General features: G+C 65.6%; 10 protein-coding genes. 4 read left to right on the top strand and 6 right to left on the bottom strand.

Annotation, left to right across the window (positions count from 1 at the left end; all coding sequences use genetic code 11):
* Positions 1–172 precede the first annotated feature (172 nt).
* On the top strand, positions 173–5,611 hold the full coding sequence (locus J2X57_RS03790) for an autotransporter outer membrane beta-barrel domain-containing protein (protein ID WP_309863933.1): 5,439 nt from the start codon (positions 173–175) through the stop codon (positions 5,609–5,611).
* Between the two features lie 115 nt (positions 5,612–5,726).
* Here J2X57_RS03790 and J2X57_RS03785 read toward each other — a convergent pair whose 3' ends face one another.
* From J2X57_RS03785 to J2X57_RS03760, 6 genes are all read right to left on the bottom strand, one after another.
* Positions 5,727–7,670 (bottom strand): CocE/NonD family hydrolase, encoded by a 1,944-nt coding sequence (locus J2X57_RS03785; protein ID WP_309863931.1) that lies wholly within the window; start codon positions 7,668–7,670, stop codon positions 5,727–5,729.
* Positions 7,671–7,680: 10 nt separating this feature from the next.
* Positions 7,681–10,692, bottom strand: coding sequence for a TonB-dependent receptor (locus J2X57_RS03780; RefSeq protein ID WP_079522066.1), 3,012 nt, complete (start codon positions 10,690–10,692; stop codon positions 7,681–7,683).
* Positions 10,693–10,756: 64 nt separating this feature from the next.
* Positions 10,757–11,512: a DeoR/GlpR family DNA-binding transcription regulator gene (locus tag J2X57_RS03775; RefSeq protein WP_036114096.1), complete on the bottom strand. Its 756-nt coding sequence runs from the start codon at positions 11,510–11,512 to the stop codon at positions 10,757–10,759.
* Positions 11,502–13,160 (bottom strand): ABC transporter permease subunit, encoded by a 1,659-nt coding sequence (locus tag J2X57_RS03770; RefSeq protein WP_309863924.1) that lies wholly within the window; start codon positions 13,158–13,160, stop codon positions 11,502–11,504. Before J2X57_RS03770 ends, J2X57_RS03775 begins: the two co-directional genes overlap by 11 nt.
* On the bottom strand, positions 13,157–14,158 hold the full coding sequence (locus J2X57_RS03765) for an ABC transporter ATP-binding protein (protein ID WP_309863921.1): 1,002 nt from the start codon (positions 14,156–14,158) through the stop codon (positions 13,157–13,159). The genes J2X57_RS03770 and J2X57_RS03765 overlap by 4 nt, the downstream gene beginning before the upstream one ends.
* A 28-nt stretch (positions 14,159–14,186) precedes the next feature.
* Positions 14,187–15,188, bottom strand: coding sequence for an ABC transporter substrate-binding protein (locus J2X57_RS03760; protein WP_309863919.1), 1,002 nt, complete (start codon positions 15,186–15,188; stop codon positions 14,187–14,189).
* Between the two features lie 137 nt (positions 15,189–15,325).
* Between J2X57_RS03760 and J2X57_RS03755 the strand changes: the two genes are divergently transcribed.
* The 3 genes from J2X57_RS03755 to prmB all read left to right on the top strand — a co-directional run bounded on the left by J2X57_RS03755 (position 15,326) and on the right by prmB (position 19,246).
* Positions 15,326–16,117, top strand: a complete 792-nt coding sequence (locus tag J2X57_RS03755; protein WP_036117830.1) for an inositol monophosphatase family protein — start codon at positions 15,326–15,328, stop codon at positions 16,115–16,117.
* A gap of 6 nt (positions 16,118–16,123) precedes the next feature.
* Positions 16,124–18,253, top strand: a complete 2,130-nt coding sequence (locus J2X57_RS03750; RefSeq protein ID WP_309863914.1) for a phospholipase C, phosphocholine-specific — start codon at positions 16,124–16,126, stop codon at positions 18,251–18,253.
* A gap of 72 nt (positions 18,254–18,325) precedes the next feature.
* Positions 18,326–19,246, top strand: coding sequence for a 50S ribosomal protein L3 N(5)-glutamine methyltransferase (prmB, locus tag J2X57_RS03745; RefSeq protein WP_043693369.1), 921 nt, complete (start codon positions 18,326–18,328; stop codon positions 19,244–19,246).
* Positions 19,247–19,257 lie beyond the last annotated feature (11 nt).

Here is a 19,257-nt window from a genome sequence, read left to right as displayed (position 1 = left end):
CTGCCGAATATACCTAAGTAATGACCGACGCGTCTTCGACACGTCGCTGCTTCGCACGGGGCCCAGGAGGGCCACGGTGAACGGGTGAGGGGGCTCGCGTCGCCGGGTAAGGGAGTGCCAGTCGTGCTTCACGGTGCCGGGATCGGCGCCCGATAGGGATACGTACCGAAAAATGAGCTCCCAGGTTATTTCGCGCCGCGCCATGATGGGCGGCCGCCGTCGCGCCAAATTGTTTCTCGCCGTCGCCGCGGCACTGACGGGTGGTCCGGTCGTCGCTCAGACCGTCACCCTCGACGCCTATTCACCGACGAAGAACGACAACCAGCAGTACGCCACGGTACTGACGCCCGGTCAGGTGGTGACGATCTCCGGCCCACAGCTTTTCGCCGCGGGTGACACCGGCACGCGCAATACGACCATCGCCGCGCTCCAGGGACTTGGACGGATCCAGTCGGGTTCCGAGTGGATCGGTGCGGCACGTCTGAACCCCGGCACCCAGAACTTTGGCGTCAGCGTGCCGGATCCCATCACCGGTGGCCGGCGTGTCGTCTCCACGTACAACAGTGCCAACCTGGTCGGGCTGAGCGCCGTTGACGGCAGCACCGCGGTGCCGGACGTGGTCAACGTCAACGGGCAGCAGTACATCGACGCGCGGGTCGGCACGGTAACCAGTGGTGGCGGCGCGCTCACCGTCGACATCGGCAGTCCCGGCGTGCCGACGGACTCCACCACCAACGGCTGGACCATGGCGGCGAAACAGACCTCCCTGTTCTACGCGGACGGCACCGGGAGTGCGGCCAGCACCATCGACTGGACCTCGCGCAATCGCATCGCCTTCAACGGCGATGTGGCCAACCCGGCCCAGCCGCAGAACCTTTACGTGAGCTACGTTTCGCATTACGGCGGCACGTTCGATGTCACCACCGTCGACGGTGTGACGAGTTCACACACCGTCACCAATGACGCGCAGCTGCGTGATTACAACAATTTCCTCATCGCCAACCTGCAGACGGGGAATCTCGCTCCCACCTCGTACGCATCGTTGTTCGCGAAGGGCTACAGCGCGACGACCGAGCAGATCAGCTACGGCATCAGCGCCGACGACGCAGCCGATGAAGTGGCGCAGCCCATCGGTAATCGCATCGTCATGCAACTGGTCGGCCCCAACGCCTCCGGCACGGTGGCTTCCGGCGCGACGCTGGAAGCGGTCAACACTAACGGCGGCACGGTGCGTGGAGAAGCCGGCGCGAACGTGACGATCAATGGCACGCTGGCGGCCACGCATAACACCGGCGACGGCTCTGCGCTGGTGCTGACGGGAGCGGGTACGACAGGTACCAACAATGGCGTGATCAACGGCAACTTCTTCCGTAATGCCGACAACACCATTACCAACGGTGCCATCGGGTCCACGGCGGTCGATCTGCAGTCCGGCGGTACGTTCACCAATGGAACCAACGGTATTCTCAACCTCGCCACCGGCTCGGCCAATGGCGCGGGCAAGTCGATTGGTGTGCGCGTGGGCGCCAATGCCAGCGCGACCAACAACGGCATCGTCAACGTCGGCGTGACGGGTTCGCGTTCGAATGGCTCGATGGACGGCATCGCGCTGGGCGATCCCACCGCCATCTTCACCAACGGAGCGGCGGGCACGATCTATATCGGTCGCGGGCCGCAAACGTCACCCGCGACGCCGGCGGCCGACATCGCGGTCAACCAGGGCACGATGACGACAGGCATCTACGTACCTTACGCGGCGATCGCGCGGAACCAGGGCACCATCACGCTTGGCTCGCTCACCCAGAACGCCGCGGGCATTCTCGTGACGTCGCCGGGTGCGAACGTCGACAGTTCGGGGACGATCAACGTCAACGGCGCGGCCGCCGCGGTCCCACGCGAAAACGATGGCATCCTCGTACAGAACGGGGGCGCTACCGGTAACGTCGTCAACAGCGGAACCATCAACCTCAATGGCGTGAACGGGACGGGTATCAAGGCGCTCTCGACCGGCGCGACGGCATCGCTGGTGAGCAATACGGGCACGATCAATGTCGCCGGTGGCGCGGATCCCGCCAGTGGCACGCGCAATTACGGTGTCTGGGCCGAAGGGCAGGGCAGCGCCACGGCGAGCGCGAACGTGCAGGGTGCGGTAAACCTGCTCGGCGACGGCGCGATCGGTATCCATGCGCGCGGCCGCGCCACGGTCGATGTGGCTGCCGGCGCGGCACCGAGTTTCGCCAGCGGCACACGACAGATCGGCTTCTTCGCCTACGGCGATGACGCGCATATCAATGTCAACGGCGGCAGCCCGCTGAACGTCTCGACGGCGCAGTCGACGCTGTTCCGGCTCGACTCGGGCGCGGATTTCGATGGCACGGGGCTGAGCATGGTCGCTTCCGGTGCGCAGTCGACCGGTATCCTGGGTACGGGCGCCGGTTCACTCGTGAACACCCGCAACGCCGGTATCACGGTCTCGGGCAACGGCGCGCAGGGCGTGGTGGCGGAGGGTGGCGCGGTGGCCACCATCGACGCGGCGACAAACGTGAATCTTGCTGGCGCTGGCTCCATCGCCGGCGTGGCCGACGGCCAGAAACACAGCCTCACCGGCGCCAGCCAGGGTGCGGTCGTCACCAGTACGCAACTCAACAGCCTGGCGAATCTCACGTCCGCGACCAGCGGCGTCACTGGCTACATCGCACGGAACGGTGCCAGCCTCGTCAATGCCGGTGCCATGACTCTGACAGGGGCGAACACCACCGGGTTCATCGTCGAGACCAACGGCAAGGCCATCAACAACGCGGCGCTCAATCTGTCGGGCCCGGGTGCCACGGGCGCCTTGCTGCGCTCGGGCGGCACGTTCGCCAACAACGGCAGCATCCATGTGGGCAGCGGCACCGGCGTGCGCGTGGAAGGTGCGGGGACGCAGCGACTCAATCCCGCCGGGTCGATCACGGTGGATGATGGCGTGGCGGGTGTGCAGCTGACCAGCGGTGCCGGCCTCGTGCTCGGTTCGGGTGACTCCGCGATCGTCACCAACGGCAGCGCGCACGGCGTACTGCTGGACACGGGCGCCGCCTCGCTCAACGCGACGGGCACGACGATCACCACGCTGGGTACCGGTAACGCGATCGAGAACGCCGCGGAGACCGGTGCGATCACGCTCCGCGGCGCGACGCTTCGCGTCGTCAACGGCGCGGGACTGCGTACCGCGACGGCGATCGATCCCTCGTCCACGGCGACGTTCAACGTCGACGGCTCGGGTGTGGGCTACGCGTTCCGCCGCGCCGACGGCAGTCCGACCGACGGTAACCTTTCGATCGGCAATGGCTTCACCGTCAACGGTAACGGTGCGGGCGCGACCGGTATCCAGGCCCTGACCACGGGTTCCGTGGCCAATGCCGCGTCGGTGAATATCCTTTCGCCGGCCGGTGGATCGGCGCTTGTGGCAGGGACGGCGTCCTCGGTATCCAATGCCGGGGTGCTGACGTCGGCAAGCACCGCGTCGCCCGTCGTGGATCTTGCCAATGGGACGGGCACCAGTTTCGTCAACAGCGGCACGATCCGTGCGGCGTCGCCGTCGGCGCAGGCCGTGCGCGGTAGCGCCGGTAACGATACGGTCGGTCTCGTTGGGGGCAGCGTACGCGGCGACATCGGCACGGGGGAGGGATCCGACACGTTCGCCTGGACGGGCGGCACCCTGCAGGGCAGCCTGACCATGGGCAACGGGACGGGCAACCAGGCGACGGTGGGCAAGGTCGATACGTCCGGCACCTATCATCTGCTGGCCGGGACCGGCGGCGGTAACTCGCTGACGTTCGACGGGACACAGACACGCGGCGGCACGTTCGCCTACGACGATCTTGCGAAGGGTATCAACCTCGGCAACGGCTGGAACACCGTCTCGCTCGCGAACGGCGCGCAGTTCACCCTTACGGACAACCTCAAGCTCGCCAACAGCGACGTCGACATCGATCCGACGTCCACCCTCTATGCCGGTAACGGTGTCTACCCGGTAATCTCGGGCGCATCGCCGGGCTCGGCCAACGTGAATAATGCCGGCCTGATCGACCTGACCCAGGGCAGCGGATCGCCGGGCAATCGACTGACGATCGACGGCAACTATGCGAGTTCGGGCGGTCGGCTGAATCTGGTAACCAACCTCAACGCCGGTGGCGCCCTGGCCCAGCAGCAGACCGATCGCCTGCTGGTGCAAGGGAATGCATCGGGTGAAACGGTGCTCGATGTCACACCTGCCGCGCTGAGCACGGGAGCGCTGACCGATACCGATCGCAATGGCTACGTGCGTGCCGATGAAGGTATCTCCCTCGTGCAGGTCGCGGGCACGTCGACGGGCGGTGCTTTCCGGCTCAAGGGCGGTTATGTCGCGGCGGGTCCGTGGCAGTACGGCTTGTACGCCTTCCAGCCTGGCAGCAGCGATGCGTCGCAGCGCGTCGTGGGTGGTGCGACCACCGGCAACGCGTTCTGGGATTACCGGCTGGCCAACGTCCTGGTGTGCGACGGCCCTTGCCCCACGCCCACCACGGTTACACCGGCGCCTACGCCAGCGACGGGCCTGCCTTATCCGACGCCACAGCCGGGATCGACCGGCGGATTCGTGCCGGCAGGCGATGCTCGCCCGGCGGTCGTGCCACAGGTGCCTTCGTACATTCTCTCGCCGACCGCGCTGGCCATCTACGGTTACAGCACGATCGACAACCTGCATCGCCGGCTCGGCGAGATTCGCGATATGAACGATGCGGGAGAGGGTCTCGGCGGTGAGCCGTTCGTGCGTTACACCGGTGGCGACTACAGCTACTCCTCCAACCGGTCGTTCAGCCAGTACGGCTACGACGCCGATATCGACACGCATGCGGTGCAGGTGGGCGTGAACATCTTCGCGCTCGATGCGGACCGGTCAGCCCTGCGGGCGGGTATCGCCTATACGCACGGCACGACGCGGCTCGAACCGAAAGCGGCCGACGGTTACAGCCGTACGAAATTCGATACCAACTCGGTCGCCATGTTCGTTACGTGGCAGCACGTGAGCGGTTTCTATATCGACGCGATCGCCCAGGGCGACCGCCACGTCGGCGACGTCGATACCGCTCGCTCAAAGGGTACGGCGCGCATCCGCGGCTCGGGCTGGAACGGTTCGCTCGAGGCCGGGTACCCGTTCAAGTTCGATGGCGGATGGGAACTGGAGCCGCAGCTTCAGCTGACGCGTCAGCACATCGTGCTACGTGATCAGACGGATACCGATGGCGCCACCACGCGGTTCAACGACCTGTCGCAGACGATCGGACGAGCCGGCGTGCGTTTCGATCGCACGTGGGTGACGGATAGCGGCAGCAAGGCTACGCCTTATGCGCGGGTGAACTACATCAAGGGCTGGGGCGGCAGTTCGTCGGTGAACGTCGGCGCCGAGGGCTACGACATCTCGCAGCAGTTCGCCGGCGGTGCTTTCGGTCGGATGGTGGAGGTGGGCCTGGGCGGTACGTATGCCTGGACCAACCGGATCTCGCTGTATGGCGAGGCGGACTGGCAGAAGAAGCTGGGTGAGGCGGGAACGCGTGGCTGGGGCTTCAATGTCGGGGCGCGCTGGGACTTCTGAGTCCTCCGGGCTGAGGCGATCGCGTATCGCCAGCCAGCTGGCCCCCATCGGCGCCGGTTCCCACCAGGGTGTCGCAACCTGGTAGGGGCCGGCCTGCTGGTAACGGGTCGTCCCTCTATTTCACCACGGGTAACTCGACGTAGGTTCCTTCCTGCCCGTCGCGATAAATCTTCTGCGTCGCCTTCCGGTAATCCCCCGGCTTCGCGTTGAAGATGTTCGGCACGAAGGTCTGCGGGTTCCTGTCGTACAGCGGGAACCAGCTCGACTGGATCTGCACCATCACGCGATGCCCCGGCTGGAACACATGGTTCACGGTCGGTAGCGGAAACCGGTACTCCTGCGCGGTGTCCGGTTGAAGCGCCTTCGGCTTGTCATAGCCCTCGCGGTAGCGGCCGCGGAAGATCTCCATCGCTACCGGTAGCTCGTAGCCACCCATCGACGGCTTCTCTTCGACCTCGTCCGGATACACGTCGATGAGCTTGACCACCCAGTCACTGTCCGTGCCACTCGTCGACGCGAGCAGATGAACCAGCGGCTCGCCGGCGACGCCCATCGGCTTATCCAGCACGGGGGACACATAGGTCAGCACATCGGTCCGCGACGCGAAATCGCGCTGGTCATCCACGAGCCATTCGGGCCACGAGTCTTCGCGATCGGCCACGCCGTGCGACCACGACTGAATCGGGCGCACGCGGTAGGGAACGGGCTTCGCGGGATCCGATACGTATTCGTCGTCGCCCTTGGCGGGTGCCGCCGTCCCCAGCGCGCCGTCGGCCCCGACGAACCAGCGCTGCATCGCGGGCACACATCCGTCACGGCAGGCGGAAGGCCACGTATTCAGCTTGCGCCACGTGTTCTCACCTGTAACGAACGCATTGACCGGCGCGATATCCGCTTTCGGCGCATCGTCCTTGAGGTACTGGGCGAGAAACGGACGCAGAATCTTCTGGCGGAACTCGGTGCCCGTATCGCTGCCGAGATCGATCGCGCCGATCGTGTTGGCTTTTTCCCATGTCTTCGCGTGACGCCACGGTCCCAGGACCAGCCACAACTTCTCATGCCGGGGATCGCGCGGCGCGAGGGCGCGGTAGACCGCCATGTCGCCGTAATTGTCTTCCTGATCCCACAGGCTGTGCACCAGCATGGTCGGCACGGTCATCGGCTCGTTCGCCGCGACCTTGTCGATGGCCTGCTCGGACCAGAAGCGGTCGTACGCGGGATGCGCAAGAATCTTCTGCCAGAATCCCAGCGATTCCATGCCGTAGGCGCGGCCGATATCGCCAGCCGAACCGCCGCGAAGGTACAGGTCGTAGTCGTCGCGGTAACCCGTCGTCCAGCCGATGTCGCTGCCGCGCGAATTCACCATGCCATAGATATAGGGGATCATCTGCTGGCGAAACGCGCCACGATGAAACCAGTCGTCGCCCATCCAGCCGTCGATCATGGGATTGATGGGCACGGCGACCTTCAACGCCGGATGAGGGCGGATCGTCGCCACCATCGCCTCGAACCCGTCGTACGAAATGCCGATGATGCCGACTTTGCCGTTGGACTCCGGCACATGTTTTACCAGCCAGTCCACCGTGTCGTAGATGTCCGAGGACTCATCCACGGCGGTCGGATTGCCATGGCCGATCGGCGGGCGGTTCATGACGAAGTCGCCTTCCGAACCGTGTTTGCCCCGGATGTCCTGGATGACGCGGATGTATCCGTCCTGGACGATGATGTCGGCCGGGTTGTCGTAGCCGCGCAGGGCGGTGTCCAGATGCGGACTGTCGCTGCGGTGACCCATGCCATCCGCGCCGTAAGGCGTGCGCGTGAGCAGGATGCCGGCGTGTGCCGTGCCCTTGGCCATCAGGATGACGGTATGCAGTTTGACGCCATCGCGCATCGGGATCTCGACGGTGCGGCGCACGTAGTCGAAGCCGGGGTTCGTCGGCGTGAATCGGGCCGGCGTTTCCGTCGGCAGGTCGTTATAGGTCTTCTCGCCACCGACCGCCGGAGTCGCGAGGACCCCGGCGGCAAGCGCGACGATACCCAGTCGCAGAAGTGAATGCATGGACGCTCCGTCAGAAGTCGTAGGTGACGCCAAACCGGGCGTAACGCGGCTGGGTGTAGCTGATGACCTGCTGGTAGCCGTCGTTCACCGAGTTGGTGCTGCCCGACACCGGGTTGGTCCGCTGCGAGCGCTGCTGGTTGAGGATGTTGAACACCGATACGGTGAAGGCCAGCTTCTTGTCGGCCCAGAGCGGACGGTACTCCGCATTCACGTCGACAAGCTCTTCCCACGGCTCGCGACCCTTCGCGCCGTATGCCGAAGGCACACCGAAGCAGAAGTGATAGTAGCTGCCGTAACCGGAAGGGTCGCTCTCGTCCGCACCGTAGCGGCCGAGGCACGACTTCGGCAGTCCGGACTGGATCAGGATGTTCGCCGAGAGCAGCCATTCGGGAGCGATCTGGTAGGAACCGTAGAGCTTCAGCTGGTGCTTGCGATCGTTGCCCAGGTTGCCGTTGGCGTAGTTCATCAGCGTGGCGTAATCCCAGTCACGCGATGCAGCGACCGAGCCCTGGCCCACGTCCGAGCGCACCTGTCCTTCCGTATTGCCGTAGCTGCGCGAGTAGAGGTAGTCGATCTTGCCCGACCACGTGCCGTCGAACGGGTGAGACAGGTAGAGGTCCAGACCGTAATAATTGCGCTTGAGGTGAGGGAAGCCGAAATCGGCGTTGGTCACGGTGACATTCGTGTAGCCGCCGTTCGCATTGGCCAGCTGGTAAACGTTCGCGCGGCCCGGATTCGACAGGTAGCAGCTACCCACCGTCACGGCGTCGATGTCGGCGCCTTGTGCGATCGCCGCACGGGTGATCGCGCCGTTGTCGCAGACGTCATCCAGCGCGTTGCGCAGGTGACGCACGGTAGCCTTCGCGCCCGCCACCCAGTCGGCGTCGATCTGCTTGTCCAGGCCGAGAATGTATTCGTCCTGATACTCCGACTTGATGTTCTTCGCGCTGACCGTCTTCGGGTCGGGCGGCTGGCCGTATTCGCCGTTGGGAGAGACCGCACCACCGGTGGCCGACTGGATGAAGTTGACGCCGGTCGGCAGGCCGTTCGCGTCGATGCCGGTATAGGTGAAGTACTGGTTGGTCGCCAGCGAGCCGGCGGAGGTACGCAGCGCCACGGAGGCCGGCATGGCGAGGAAGTAACGACCGGCATTGCCGTAGATCTTCATGCTCGAGTCGCCATTGACGTCCCAGCTGAAGCCCAGTCGCGGCGCCCACTGCGGGCGGGTCAGCTTGAGATACGGCTGGCCGGACGGGTTGTAGTTGGTGAACTGATCGTTGCGCAGGCCGAGGGAGAGCAGCAGGCGGTCGGTGACCTGCCAGTCGTCCATGATGTATTGCGCACGCTGTCTGACGCGTACCGAGGCCAGCGTGTTGTAGTGGCGGTAGTAGCCGTAGTAACCGGTCTGGCCACCGGGATAGTTGGCCGGCTTGTCGACGAAGGGACTGTCGCTGATGTTGAGATTGGGATCGCCCTTCGCATACCAGAGTTCGTAGCCGTCGCCACCGATGGTCGTACCGTCTTCGATGTCCTGCGAGTCCTGATTGTCGATACCGGCGGTGATCGAGTGGCTGCCGATCTTGTAGTTGAGGTCGACGCGCAGGTTGCGGTTGGTCGACTCATGATCCGGGTTGTCCACCGTATCCAGCGTCTGGCCGTTGGTGATCGGCGTGCCGCCATTGAGGGCCGGGTTCTGCTGACTGACGTTGCCGATGAACGGGCCGGAGACGCCGGTGGCCGGCGGCTCGTTGTAATAGGTGAGCTTCGACTTGCCGTACAGGGCGGTGAGGGTCAGGTCATCGGTAATGTAGCTGGTGAACTTCGCCACATAGACCATCGCTTTGGTCTTGTATGTCGAGTCCGTGCTGGCGAAATCGCCCACCGTATCGGTCGGGTAATCGTAGGTGTACTTGTTGCCGTTGGAGCGATGCGTCTGGTTGACGCCGGTCAGCTCGAGGATGTTGTTATCCGTGATGTTCCAGTCGAGCTTGCCGTACCACTTCGGATCCTTGTACGTGTACCGGGTATCGTAGGCGTGGTTGACGTCGCCGATGCTGTTGCCTTTGCTGCGCTCCATTTCCACCGCGGCGAAAGCGTACAGCTTGTCCTTGACCAGCGGGCCGCCGGCGTACGCACTCACGGTCGTGGTCCACTCGTGGTTTTCGTCGTTGCGCTGGTTGATCGTGCCCGGGGGCGCCGGGTTGTCGTGACCGTAGGTGATGTTGCGCGCGCTGGCGCGTGCGAAATCCGGCTCCCAGAGCACCTGCGCACCGAAGTGCCACTCATTGGTGCCGCGCTTGCCGACCTGGCTGATCACGCCGCCGTCCGAGCGGCCGTACATGGCGGAATAGCCGCCGCTGAGGATTTCCTGCTGATCGACCGCACCGTAGGGCAGGGTCACGCCACCGAAGCCGCTGAGCGGATCGGTCGTGTTCATCCCGTTGATGTAGTAGGCGTTCTCGGAGACGGCCGAACCCGCGAAGCTCACCAGGCTGCCGCCAAACGCGTTCTTGAAGCCGGTGTAGCCCGGCGAGGCGCCGGGAGCGAGCAGGGCGATGGCTTCGGCCGAACGCTGCAAGGGCAGCCGGGCGAGATCGGCGGAGGTGACCACCGTGCTCGACGCGACGGTGGCGACATCGATCTTCGCCGCCTGCGTGGCCGAGACGGTCACCTGATCGAGCTGCTGGGCATCCTGCGAGGAGGCGGCGGCGAACGACACGTCCGTTGCGGCGCCCACGCGCAGGGTGACGTTGTCGCGGGTATCGACGATGTTGCCGTTGGACTTCAGTGACACCTTATACGTCGCCAGCGGCAGGGCCTCGGCGACATAACGACCGCGCGAGTCGACCGCGACCTCGCGGGTGATGCCATTGCTGCCTTCGATCACCACGGTCTCGCCACTGGCGACAGGCGCGCTACCGGCGATGCGGCCGGTGGTGGCCTGACCATAGGCGAGGCCGGTCAGTGACGCCGCGACGGCGGCGCACAACAGGGTGCGTCGGAGATTGGGGCGGGGAATCATGGGTTGCTCCGGGAAGGACATGGGGTTGTGATGGGTGAGTTGGCCTTCCTGGCACGTTGTTGTTTCAGGCGTATTCGACATCGCCGATCGCCTTACTGATGGCGGCGATACCGCGCGACTTTTCCGAGCGGCGGTCAGTGACCAGCACGTCGATCCGGTCCGCGGGACACCAGGCGACGCGACTTCGCACGCCGATTTTTGAATGGTCCGCCGCGATCACGATGCGTCGTGCGCTGGCGCACATCGCACGGGCGATCTCGGCTTCCTCCATTTCGAAACTGCTGGCACCGGCCTTCGCATCGATGCCCACCGGAGAAAGGATCGCCAGGTGGGGCTGATAGCGGCCGATCTCGGCGATCGTCGCCGATCCGTTGGTACAACCGATCTGCGCATCGAAGCGACCGCCGAGCAGATGAACCTCGTTGCCGGGGCGTGACGCGAAGCGCGCCGCCACGTCGACCGCATTGGTGACGATGGTGAGCCCGCTTCGTGTCGCCAATGCTTCAGCGACGAGCGTCATCGTGCTGCCCGCATCCATGAAGATGGTCTGGCCGCTCTCGACCAGGCTGGCGACCTTCTTCGCGATCGCGCGTTTTTCGCGTACGCGGGTAGCATGGCGCACGGCGATCGGCGGCTCATCGCCGGTCAGCACGGCACCGCCGTGCACACGGCGGATTTCTCCGAGCGCGGCCAGTTCGACCAGGTCGCGGCGAATGGTTTCGCGCGACACGCCGAGCTCGGCGACGATGCGCTCCACGGAGACCTTGCCGCTGGCGCGGAGCAGGTCACGGATACGGGTGTGTCGTTCTTCATGCCACATGGCGTCGGTCCTTGAGTGTGTGGAGGATGAGGCGCATGGCGCCCAGTGCGAGGCCGCCGGCAAGGACGACGCACATCGCGTACGCCGCCGCCTGGGCCAGGAAGCCGTTTTCGTCGAGGCGCATCACCGTGACCGAGGCAAGGCCGAGGTCGGGCGTCACCAGGAAGATAACGCCCGACAGGGTCACCAGTGAGCGCATGAACAGATAGAAGAAGGTCGCGACAGCGGCGGGCGCCGCGAAAGGCAGCACCGCGTCGCGAACGACGTGACGTGTGTCGCCGCCGAACACCGCCACCGCGTCTTCCAGTGCTTCCGGAACACGACGCATACCGGTCTGCATCGTAAGAAAGGATGGCGCGTGATAGTGATAGAGACTGCATGCCGCGACGATCGCCACGCTGCCGTAGAGCCACGTCGACAAGGCGCCGTGATTGAAGGTGAGCACGTAGCCGAGTCCCAGGACCATGCCGGGCACGGCGGCGGGAAGCGAAGCCAGCACCTGCACCGGCCGGGCAACCCAGCCGGGCAGTCGACGCAGCCCGGCGGACAGCGCGAAGACCAGGACGACGCCGGCGAGTGCCGCCAGCAGCGAGACCCATAGCGACGTGCCCACCGGTCCGTATCCGTCGGGCATGCCGCCGAGGTAGTTGGCCAGGGTGAGGGTGCGGTTGTACGGCCAGAGTTTGACGAGACTGACGTAGGCGACGGTGCCGACGACGGCGACGATGCCGAGCACGGCCAGCAGCGTCACGGCGCCGAGTACGCTGTCGCGCCACAAGTTGCGCTCCGGCACCAGCGCGCGGCCCGGACTCGCGTCACCCATGTCCTGCCGGCGCTTCGCCAGGCGACCCAGCCAGACCGAGAGCACGGCGGGCGCGAGCAACAGCACGCCGAGCGTCGCACCCATCGGGAAATCGAGCTGGCCCACCACTTCGCTGTAGATCTCCATGGCGAGTACGCGATAGCTGCCGCCGACGACGACCGCGCTGCCGAAGTCCGTCAGCGTTTCGGTGAAGACCAGAAACGCGGCGGCCATGACGGCGAAGCGGATGCGTGGCACCGTGACGTCGACGAACTGGCGCCAGGGCGTGGCACCCATCGATGCGGCGGCGTCGTAGTGGCGGACAGGGGTGCGCTCCAGTGCGGCCGACACGATGATCACGACCTGCGGCAGCCCGTAAAGCAGGTTGGCAAGCAACAGGCCCCAGAAGCCGTAGATGTCCGTGGGCCATCCGGTCAGGCGGTGGACGAGGCCATTGCGGCCGAGCAGGCACACCAGCCCGAGGCCGAGCACGAGCGAGGGGGCGAGCATCGGGAGCAGCAACGCGCCGCGAATCAGCGCCTTGCCTGGAAGCCGCGAGCGGTGCAGGGCCATGGCGACGCACACGCCGGTCGCGATGGTGCCGAGTGTCGTCGTCACGCCGATGACCAGACTGTGCAGCGCCGCACGCGGCAGGCCGGGATCGTCGAAGAGCCGCGCGTAGTTCGACAGCGTGATGGCACCATGGGCATCGGTGACACTCCGCCACAGCACCGTCAGCAGGGGATAGAGGAAAAAGCCGCACAGGCCCAGCAGCGGCAGCACGATGAGCAGGATGCCCGCCATGTGGCGTCGTGTGTGCACGGCGGCCAGTGTCAGTGCACTCATGCGGCGACCCACGCGGCGCGGGTCGCATCGACCGATACGGCCTCGCCCGGATTCAGGTTGCTGCGCCCCGGCAGTTCGACGAGTAACGAGCGGCCACGCCAGGCGATGCGCGCGTGGGCAAGGTTGCCCAGGAAGGTGAGTTCCTCAACCACGCCTTCACCGCGTGGATCGGCGACGACCTTCAGGTCCTCCGGCCGCAGGCAGAGGTCGAAGGTGGCTTCGGCACCCGGAGGGCGCCGTTCGAGGAATGCGGGCATCGCCTCGCGCACGAGCGCCGTGGACAGGAGGTTGGATTTGCCGATGAAGCTGGCGACGAAGCGCGTGCGCGGCCGCTCGTAAAGGCAGCGCGGCGTGCCGATCTGCTCCACGCGTCCCTCGTTCATGCAGACGATGGTGTCCGCCATGGCCAGTGCCTCGTCCTGATCGTGCGTGACCATCAGGGTCGGAATGCCCAGTGAGCGTTGCAGCGAGCGGATCTCCGTGCGGAGCTGTGTCCGGATGGCCGGATCCAGCGCGGAAAGCGGCTCATCCAGCAGAAGCATGGCCGGATCGCTGGCCAGTGCGCGAGCCAGCGCCACACGCTGTTGCTGACCGCCGGAAAGCTCGTCCGGATAGCGCGCGGCGAGTGCGCCCAGGCCCACGCGATCGAGCAGGTCGGCGGTGCGCGAGATGACGGTCGCGGGTACCTCGCGGCGCAGACGCATGGGGTAGCCGACGTTGGCGGCGACGGTCATGTCCGGGAACAGCGAATAGGACTGAAACACCAGGCCCATGCGACGGTCGCGCGCGGGCAGCCGGGTGATATCGCGTTCGCCGAGGATGACCCGGCCGGCATCGGGCGGCGTCAGTCCGGCGACGATGCGTAGCAACGTCGTCTTGCCGCAGCCGCTGGGGCCGAGCAGGCAGACGAAGTCGCTCTCACCGGCGGTGAAGGACACGCCGTCGAGCACGGTCTGCCCGTTCCAGGCCTTCGCGATGTCGTCGATGCGAAGATGCATGTTCCCCTTGACTCCCCGGGCCGGCGCGTCAGCGCGTCAGCCGCTTGTATCTGGCAATGAGCGCCGCGCGTTCGCGCGCCGCCGTAGTGAAGTCGCGGGCGGGCAGCGTCGCGACGAGGTCGGCGGGCAAGCCCTGCCGTTGTTGTTCTTCAGTCGGTTTGCTGCCGGGCGCCGCGACGATTTCCTTGAAACCGCGGTACAGCGAAGCGGCTTCCGGCGACGCGGTCCAGTCGAGGAAACGGCGGGCGTCCGCGTCGTGCGCGGCGTCCTTCATCAGGGCGGAACCTTCGAGTTCGTAGCCGGCGCCATCCGACGGAATCACCATCGTCACCGGATAACCCTGGCGGATCGACTGCATCGCGGAAAACGCGAACGACACGCCGATCGGAAATTCGCCGATGCGTGCGAGCTTGCACGGCGCCGAACCCGAGAGCGTTACCTGGCCCACGTTGTGTGCGATCGCGGTGACCAGCGCCATGCCTTTCGCGCTGCGCCCGGCATCGCTGAGCGAGGACAGCACCATGTATCCCGTGCCCGACGATGCCGGATCGGGCATGGCGATCTGCCCGCGATAACGCGGCGAGGTCAGGTCCTGCCACGTCCGCGGCACAGGCAGTCCGCGTTCGGCCAGCGCTTCACGGTTGACGCACAGCGCGGCCAGATAGCCCGTGGGTGCGAACCAGCTGGCGTCCGCACCGCGAAAACGGGCGGGCATGCGGTCGATGTTGTCCCCGTGGATGGGTGTGAGCAGTGTCGCGATGCGTGGGTCCAGCATGTCGGTGACGGCCATACCCCAGATCGCGTCGTTGCGCGGCTGCGCCGATTCGGCCAGCAGGCGCGCGGCAAGATCGCCACTGGACAGACGCAGCACATGTATGTCCAGATCGGGCAGGGCTTTCTTCGCCGCAGCGAGATAGGTGGCGATTTCGTCGCTCTCCAGCGCGGAGTAAACGGTGACGCTGCCCGCATTCGCCACGCCACAGGCGGCGCCCAGGGCGACGGTGCAGGCGATCTGGCGGTATGGACGCATCGATGTCCCCGGGCTGTGGCGCTGAAACAACATACCCCACCTGTGTGGCGTTTTGGGTATATTTGCAAAGCTGGGGACTTAGATCCAGCAGAGAATTTTCGTTTTTGTCATCAACCCGAAACGTTGGAGTGCTGTCGATGGAATCGTTGTCCGCCGCCGGGCGGAAGGAATTCGAGGCGTTTGCCGTGGGTATCGCCGACAACGCCCGAGCCTTGTCGCTGCCGCGTTTCCGCCGTCCCGTCGATGTCACCCTGAAAGGCGACATGAGTCCCGTGACGGCCGTGGATCGCGGCGTGGAATCCATGCTGCGCGAGCGCATCGAGCAGGCCTGGCCGGGCCATGGCCTGCTGGGTGAGGAGTACGGCGCGACCCGTATCGACGCCGAGTTCGTCTGGTCGATCGATCCGATCGACGGCACGCGCAGTTTCATTTCCGGCTGGCCGCTGTGGGGCACCTTGCTCGCGTTGCTGCATCACGGTCGTCCCGTGCTCGGCCTGCTGGACATGCCGGCGCTCGACGAGCGCTGGATCGGCCACGTCGGGGTAGGTACATCCATGAACGGACATCCGTGCCGCACGAGCGGGTGTGAGGCGGTGGCGGAGGCGACGCTGTACACCACGACGCCGGACATGTTCACGCCGGAAGAGTGGGCGAAATTCGACCGTACGAGCCGCGCCGCCTACACCCGTCGCTTCGGTGGCGACTGCTACGGCTACGGCATGTTGGCGTCCGGTCATATCGATGCAGTGATCGAAGCGAATCTTATGCCGTACGACTACCTCGCCATCGCACCGGTGGTCGAAGCGGCGGGCGGCGTGATCACCGACTGGGAGGGGCGCGCGCTGGGCCTCGACAGCGGCGGTCGTGTCGTCGCGGCCGCGACGCCGGCCTTGCACCTGGCCCTCATCGAATCTCTGCGACAGGACTGAGTTTCCATGGTTTCACGCGATCGGCGCCGTTTCCTCCAGACCGCGGGTGCGACGGCGGTGGCCTCGCTGGTCGCGCAGGGTTTTCCCGCCGCTATCGCGAAAGCGCTGGCCACGCCGCCGGACCGTCGCACGGGCAGCATCGCGGACGTCGAACACGTGGTGATCCTCATGCAGGAAAACCGGTCGTTCGATCACTACTTCGGCAGCCTGCGCGGTGTGCGCGGTTTTGCCGACCCGCGCGTACTCGAACTCGGTAACGGCGATCCGGTATGGAAACAACCCGTCGGCGCCGCTCGCACGAAATACTGGAAGTCGCGCGGCATCGGCGACGATGTGGCCTGGGTCTATCCGTTCCACCTCGACACCCATGCCAGCGGCGACCATCACGAGGGGACCGATCACGGCTGGAGTACCGGCCACGGCGCGTGGAACCTCGGACGCAACGATCGCTGGATCGAGCAGAAACAGGACGTGCTGACCATGGCGTACCTGCGCCGTGACGATGCCGCGTTTCATTACGCGCTCGCCGACGCGTTCACCGTCTGCGATGCGTACCACGCGTCCGCGCTGGCCGATACGGCGATCAACCGCATCTACCTGTGGAGCGGGACGTGCGATCCCTCGGGGCGGCTGAGCAGCAAGCCGAATGGTCCCGGCACGGAAGAACGCGCGGATGCCAATGGCTATACGTGGACGACGTATCCCGAGCGTCTGGAGAAAGCCGGCATCAGCTGGCGCGTTTATCAGGGCGGCACGGGTGAGCCGGGTTCGCCCACCGACAATTACACCGACAACTCGCTCGAATTCTTCGCGGCCTATCAGGTGAAGGAAGGGGCGGATCCGAACGGCTCACTCGTGCGCAATGGTGTTTCGACGCACACGTTGCGTGACCTGCGCGACGACGTCATCCATGGCCGGCTGCCGCAGGTCGCCTGGATCGTCGCGCCCTACAAATACAGCGAGCATCCGACGTCCTCTCCGGCCGACGGTGCGTTCTACATCCGCAGCGTGCTCGATGCGCTGACCGTGAACCCGAAGGTCTGGGCGCGTACTGTGCTGTTCCTCAACTACGACGAGAACGACGGTTTCTTCGATCATGTCGTGCCGCCCGCCCCGCCGGCCGGGAGCGGTGAAGACGGGCAGGGCGTCGTATCGGACGATCTCGTCGCTTCGCTCGACGACGAGATCATGGATCTCGACGCGCATCCGAAGATTTCCGCGCCGCTCGTGCCTGGCAGCGATCCACGCGGCAGACAGCCGGTGGGGCTCGGCAATCGGGTGCCGATGATCGTGGTCTCGCCGTGGACACGTGGCGGCTGGGTATGTTCGGAAACGTTCGACCACACCTCGGTACTGCGCTTTCTCGAGAAGCGCTTCGGTGTCGCGGAACCGAACATCAGTGCGTGGCGCCGTTCGGTATGCGGCGACCTGACCAGCGCGTTCGATTTCACCGGTGTCGGCGACGACCGGGTGCCCCGGCTCGGTGTGCCATCCGGATCCGACGGCAAGCTGCCCATCGAGGTCCCGCGCGTACAAGCGATGCCGGTGCAGGAGGCGGGTAGCCGTCCTGCGCGCGCTCTGGGCTACGCGTGGTCCGTCGAACACTCCCTGGACGCGGATGGCAGTCGACTCGTCTTCCGCAACACGGGGCGTCTGGGCGCCGGTTTCCTGGTCTACGACGGGTTGCAGCGGGATGCCCCACCGCGCCGTTACGCGGTGAGTGCGGGCAAGCGCATCGAGGATCGCTGGCCTCTGGCGAACGCAGGCGATGCATATGATCGACGTGTGCACGGTCCCCATGGATACCTGGCGCATCTTCGCGGCTTCGCCGGCGATGCGGTCGAGGCCGTTCTCGCCGGTGTGCCTGGCGCGCGTCGTGTGGAGGTCCGGCTCAGCAACGTTGGAACGGCCACGATACCGATCCGCGTACGTAACGCGTATGCGACGGAAGACGCACGCGAGCTGGAACTGGCGGCGGGCCAGTCGGTGACGTTGTCGTTCGACCTGCAGGCGAGCGCGGGCTGGTACGACATCGACATCATCTCACCGGAGCAGCCGCGCTACCTGCGACGGTTCGCTGGCCATCACGAAGACGGTCAGCCGGCGACGAGCGATCCGGGACCGCGGACCGTCTGAACTGTCCGGGCGGCCCCGCCTATCTCCCGGACGGCTATACTCCGTGGTCAGCCCCATCGAAAGCCGTATCCCGTGACCAGCGAACTCTCCTCGATCATCGATTTCATCCGCTACGGCGCCAGCCGTTTCTCGGCCGCCGGCCTGACGTTTGGCCATAGCCACGACAATCCGATCGACGAGGCCACCCATCTGGTGCTGGCCGCGCTGCACCTCCCGCCGGATATCCCGCCGGCTTACGGCGCAGGCAAGCTGATCGCGGAAGAGAAGGCGAAAGTGCTGGCCCTCATCGAACGCCGGGTCACCGAGCGCGTGCCCGTTGCGTATCTGGTCGGCGAAACCTGGTTCGCGGGCATGAAGTTCAAGAGCGACCACCGTGCGCTGGTCCCGCGCTCGCCCATCGCCGAGCTGATCGAAGGCCGCTTCACGCCGTGGCTCGACGACCGCCACATCGAGCGCGCGCTGGACCTGTGCACCGGCTCGGGCTGCATCGGCATCGCCATGGCCGAGTACAACCCCGACTGGCAGGTCGACCTGATCGACGTCAGCGACGACGCGCTGTCGCTGGCCAACGAGAACATCGTCTTCCAGCATGTGGAAGATCGCGTCCGCGCCATCAAGTCCGACCTGTTCGACGGCGTGAAGGGTGAGGTCTACGACCTGATCGTCTCCAACCCGCCGTACGTCACTCATGCCGAATACGCCGCCATGCCGGCCGAATACAGCCACGAACCCGTCCTCGGACTGACATCCGGCGATGATGGACTGGACATCACCCTGCGCATGCTCGATGAGGCCGCCGACCATCTCAGCGAAGACGGCCTGCTGATCGTCGAAGTCGGCGACAGCGAGCACGCCCTGGCGGCGTTGCTGCCGCGCGTGCCCTTCGTCTGGCTGGAGTTCAAGGTCGGTCAGATGGGCATCTTCGCGCTGGAACGGCGCGACCTGATCGAGCACGCCTCGGATATCGCAGCCGCACGCGCGGCAAGAAACTGAATCCATCGGAA

Origin of the sequence: Luteibacter sp. 1214 (genome assembly GCF_031455395.1) — a bacterium.
In the GTDB taxonomy this organism is placed as follows: Bacteria; Pseudomonadota; Gammaproteobacteria; order Xanthomonadales; family Rhodanobacteraceae; genus Luteibacter; species Luteibacter mycovicinus.
This window is presented reverse-complemented; position numbering and strand designations above follow the sequence as displayed.

Bases quoted from the DNA above. Each gene is read 5' to 3' on its own strand.
- J2X57_RS03790 (WP_309863933.1), top strand. From the start codon at position 173: ATGAGCTCCCAGGTTATTTCGCGCCGCGCCATGATGGGCGGCCGCCGT.
- J2X57_RS03785 (WP_309863931.1), bottom strand. From the start codon at position 7,670: ATGCATTCACTTCTGCGACTGGGTATCGTCGCGCTTGCCGCCGGGGTC.
- J2X57_RS03780 (WP_079522066.1), bottom strand. From the start codon at position 10,692: ATGATTCCCCGCCCCAATCTCCGACGCACCCTGTTGTGCGCCGCCGTC.
- J2X57_RS03775 (WP_036114096.1), bottom strand. From the start codon at position 11,512: ATGTGGCATGAAGAACGACACACCCGTATCCGTGACCTGCTCCGCGCC.
- J2X57_RS03770 (WP_309863924.1), bottom strand. From the start codon at position 13,160: ATGAGTGCACTGACACTGGCCGCCGTGCACACACGACGCCACATGGCG.
- J2X57_RS03765 (WP_309863921.1), bottom strand. From the start codon at position 14,158: ATGCATCTTCGCATCGACGACATCGCGAAGGCCTGGAACGGGCAGACC.
- J2X57_RS03760 (WP_309863919.1), bottom strand. From the start codon at position 15,188: ATGCGTCCATACCGCCAGATCGCCTGCACCGTCGCCCTGGGCGCCGCC.
- J2X57_RS03755 (WP_036117830.1), top strand. From the start codon at position 15,326: ATGGAATCGTTGTCCGCCGCCGGGCGGAAGGAATTCGAGGCGTTTGCC.
- J2X57_RS03750 (WP_309863914.1), top strand. From the start codon at position 16,124: ATGGTTTCACGCGATCGGCGCCGTTTCCTCCAGACCGCGGGTGCGACG.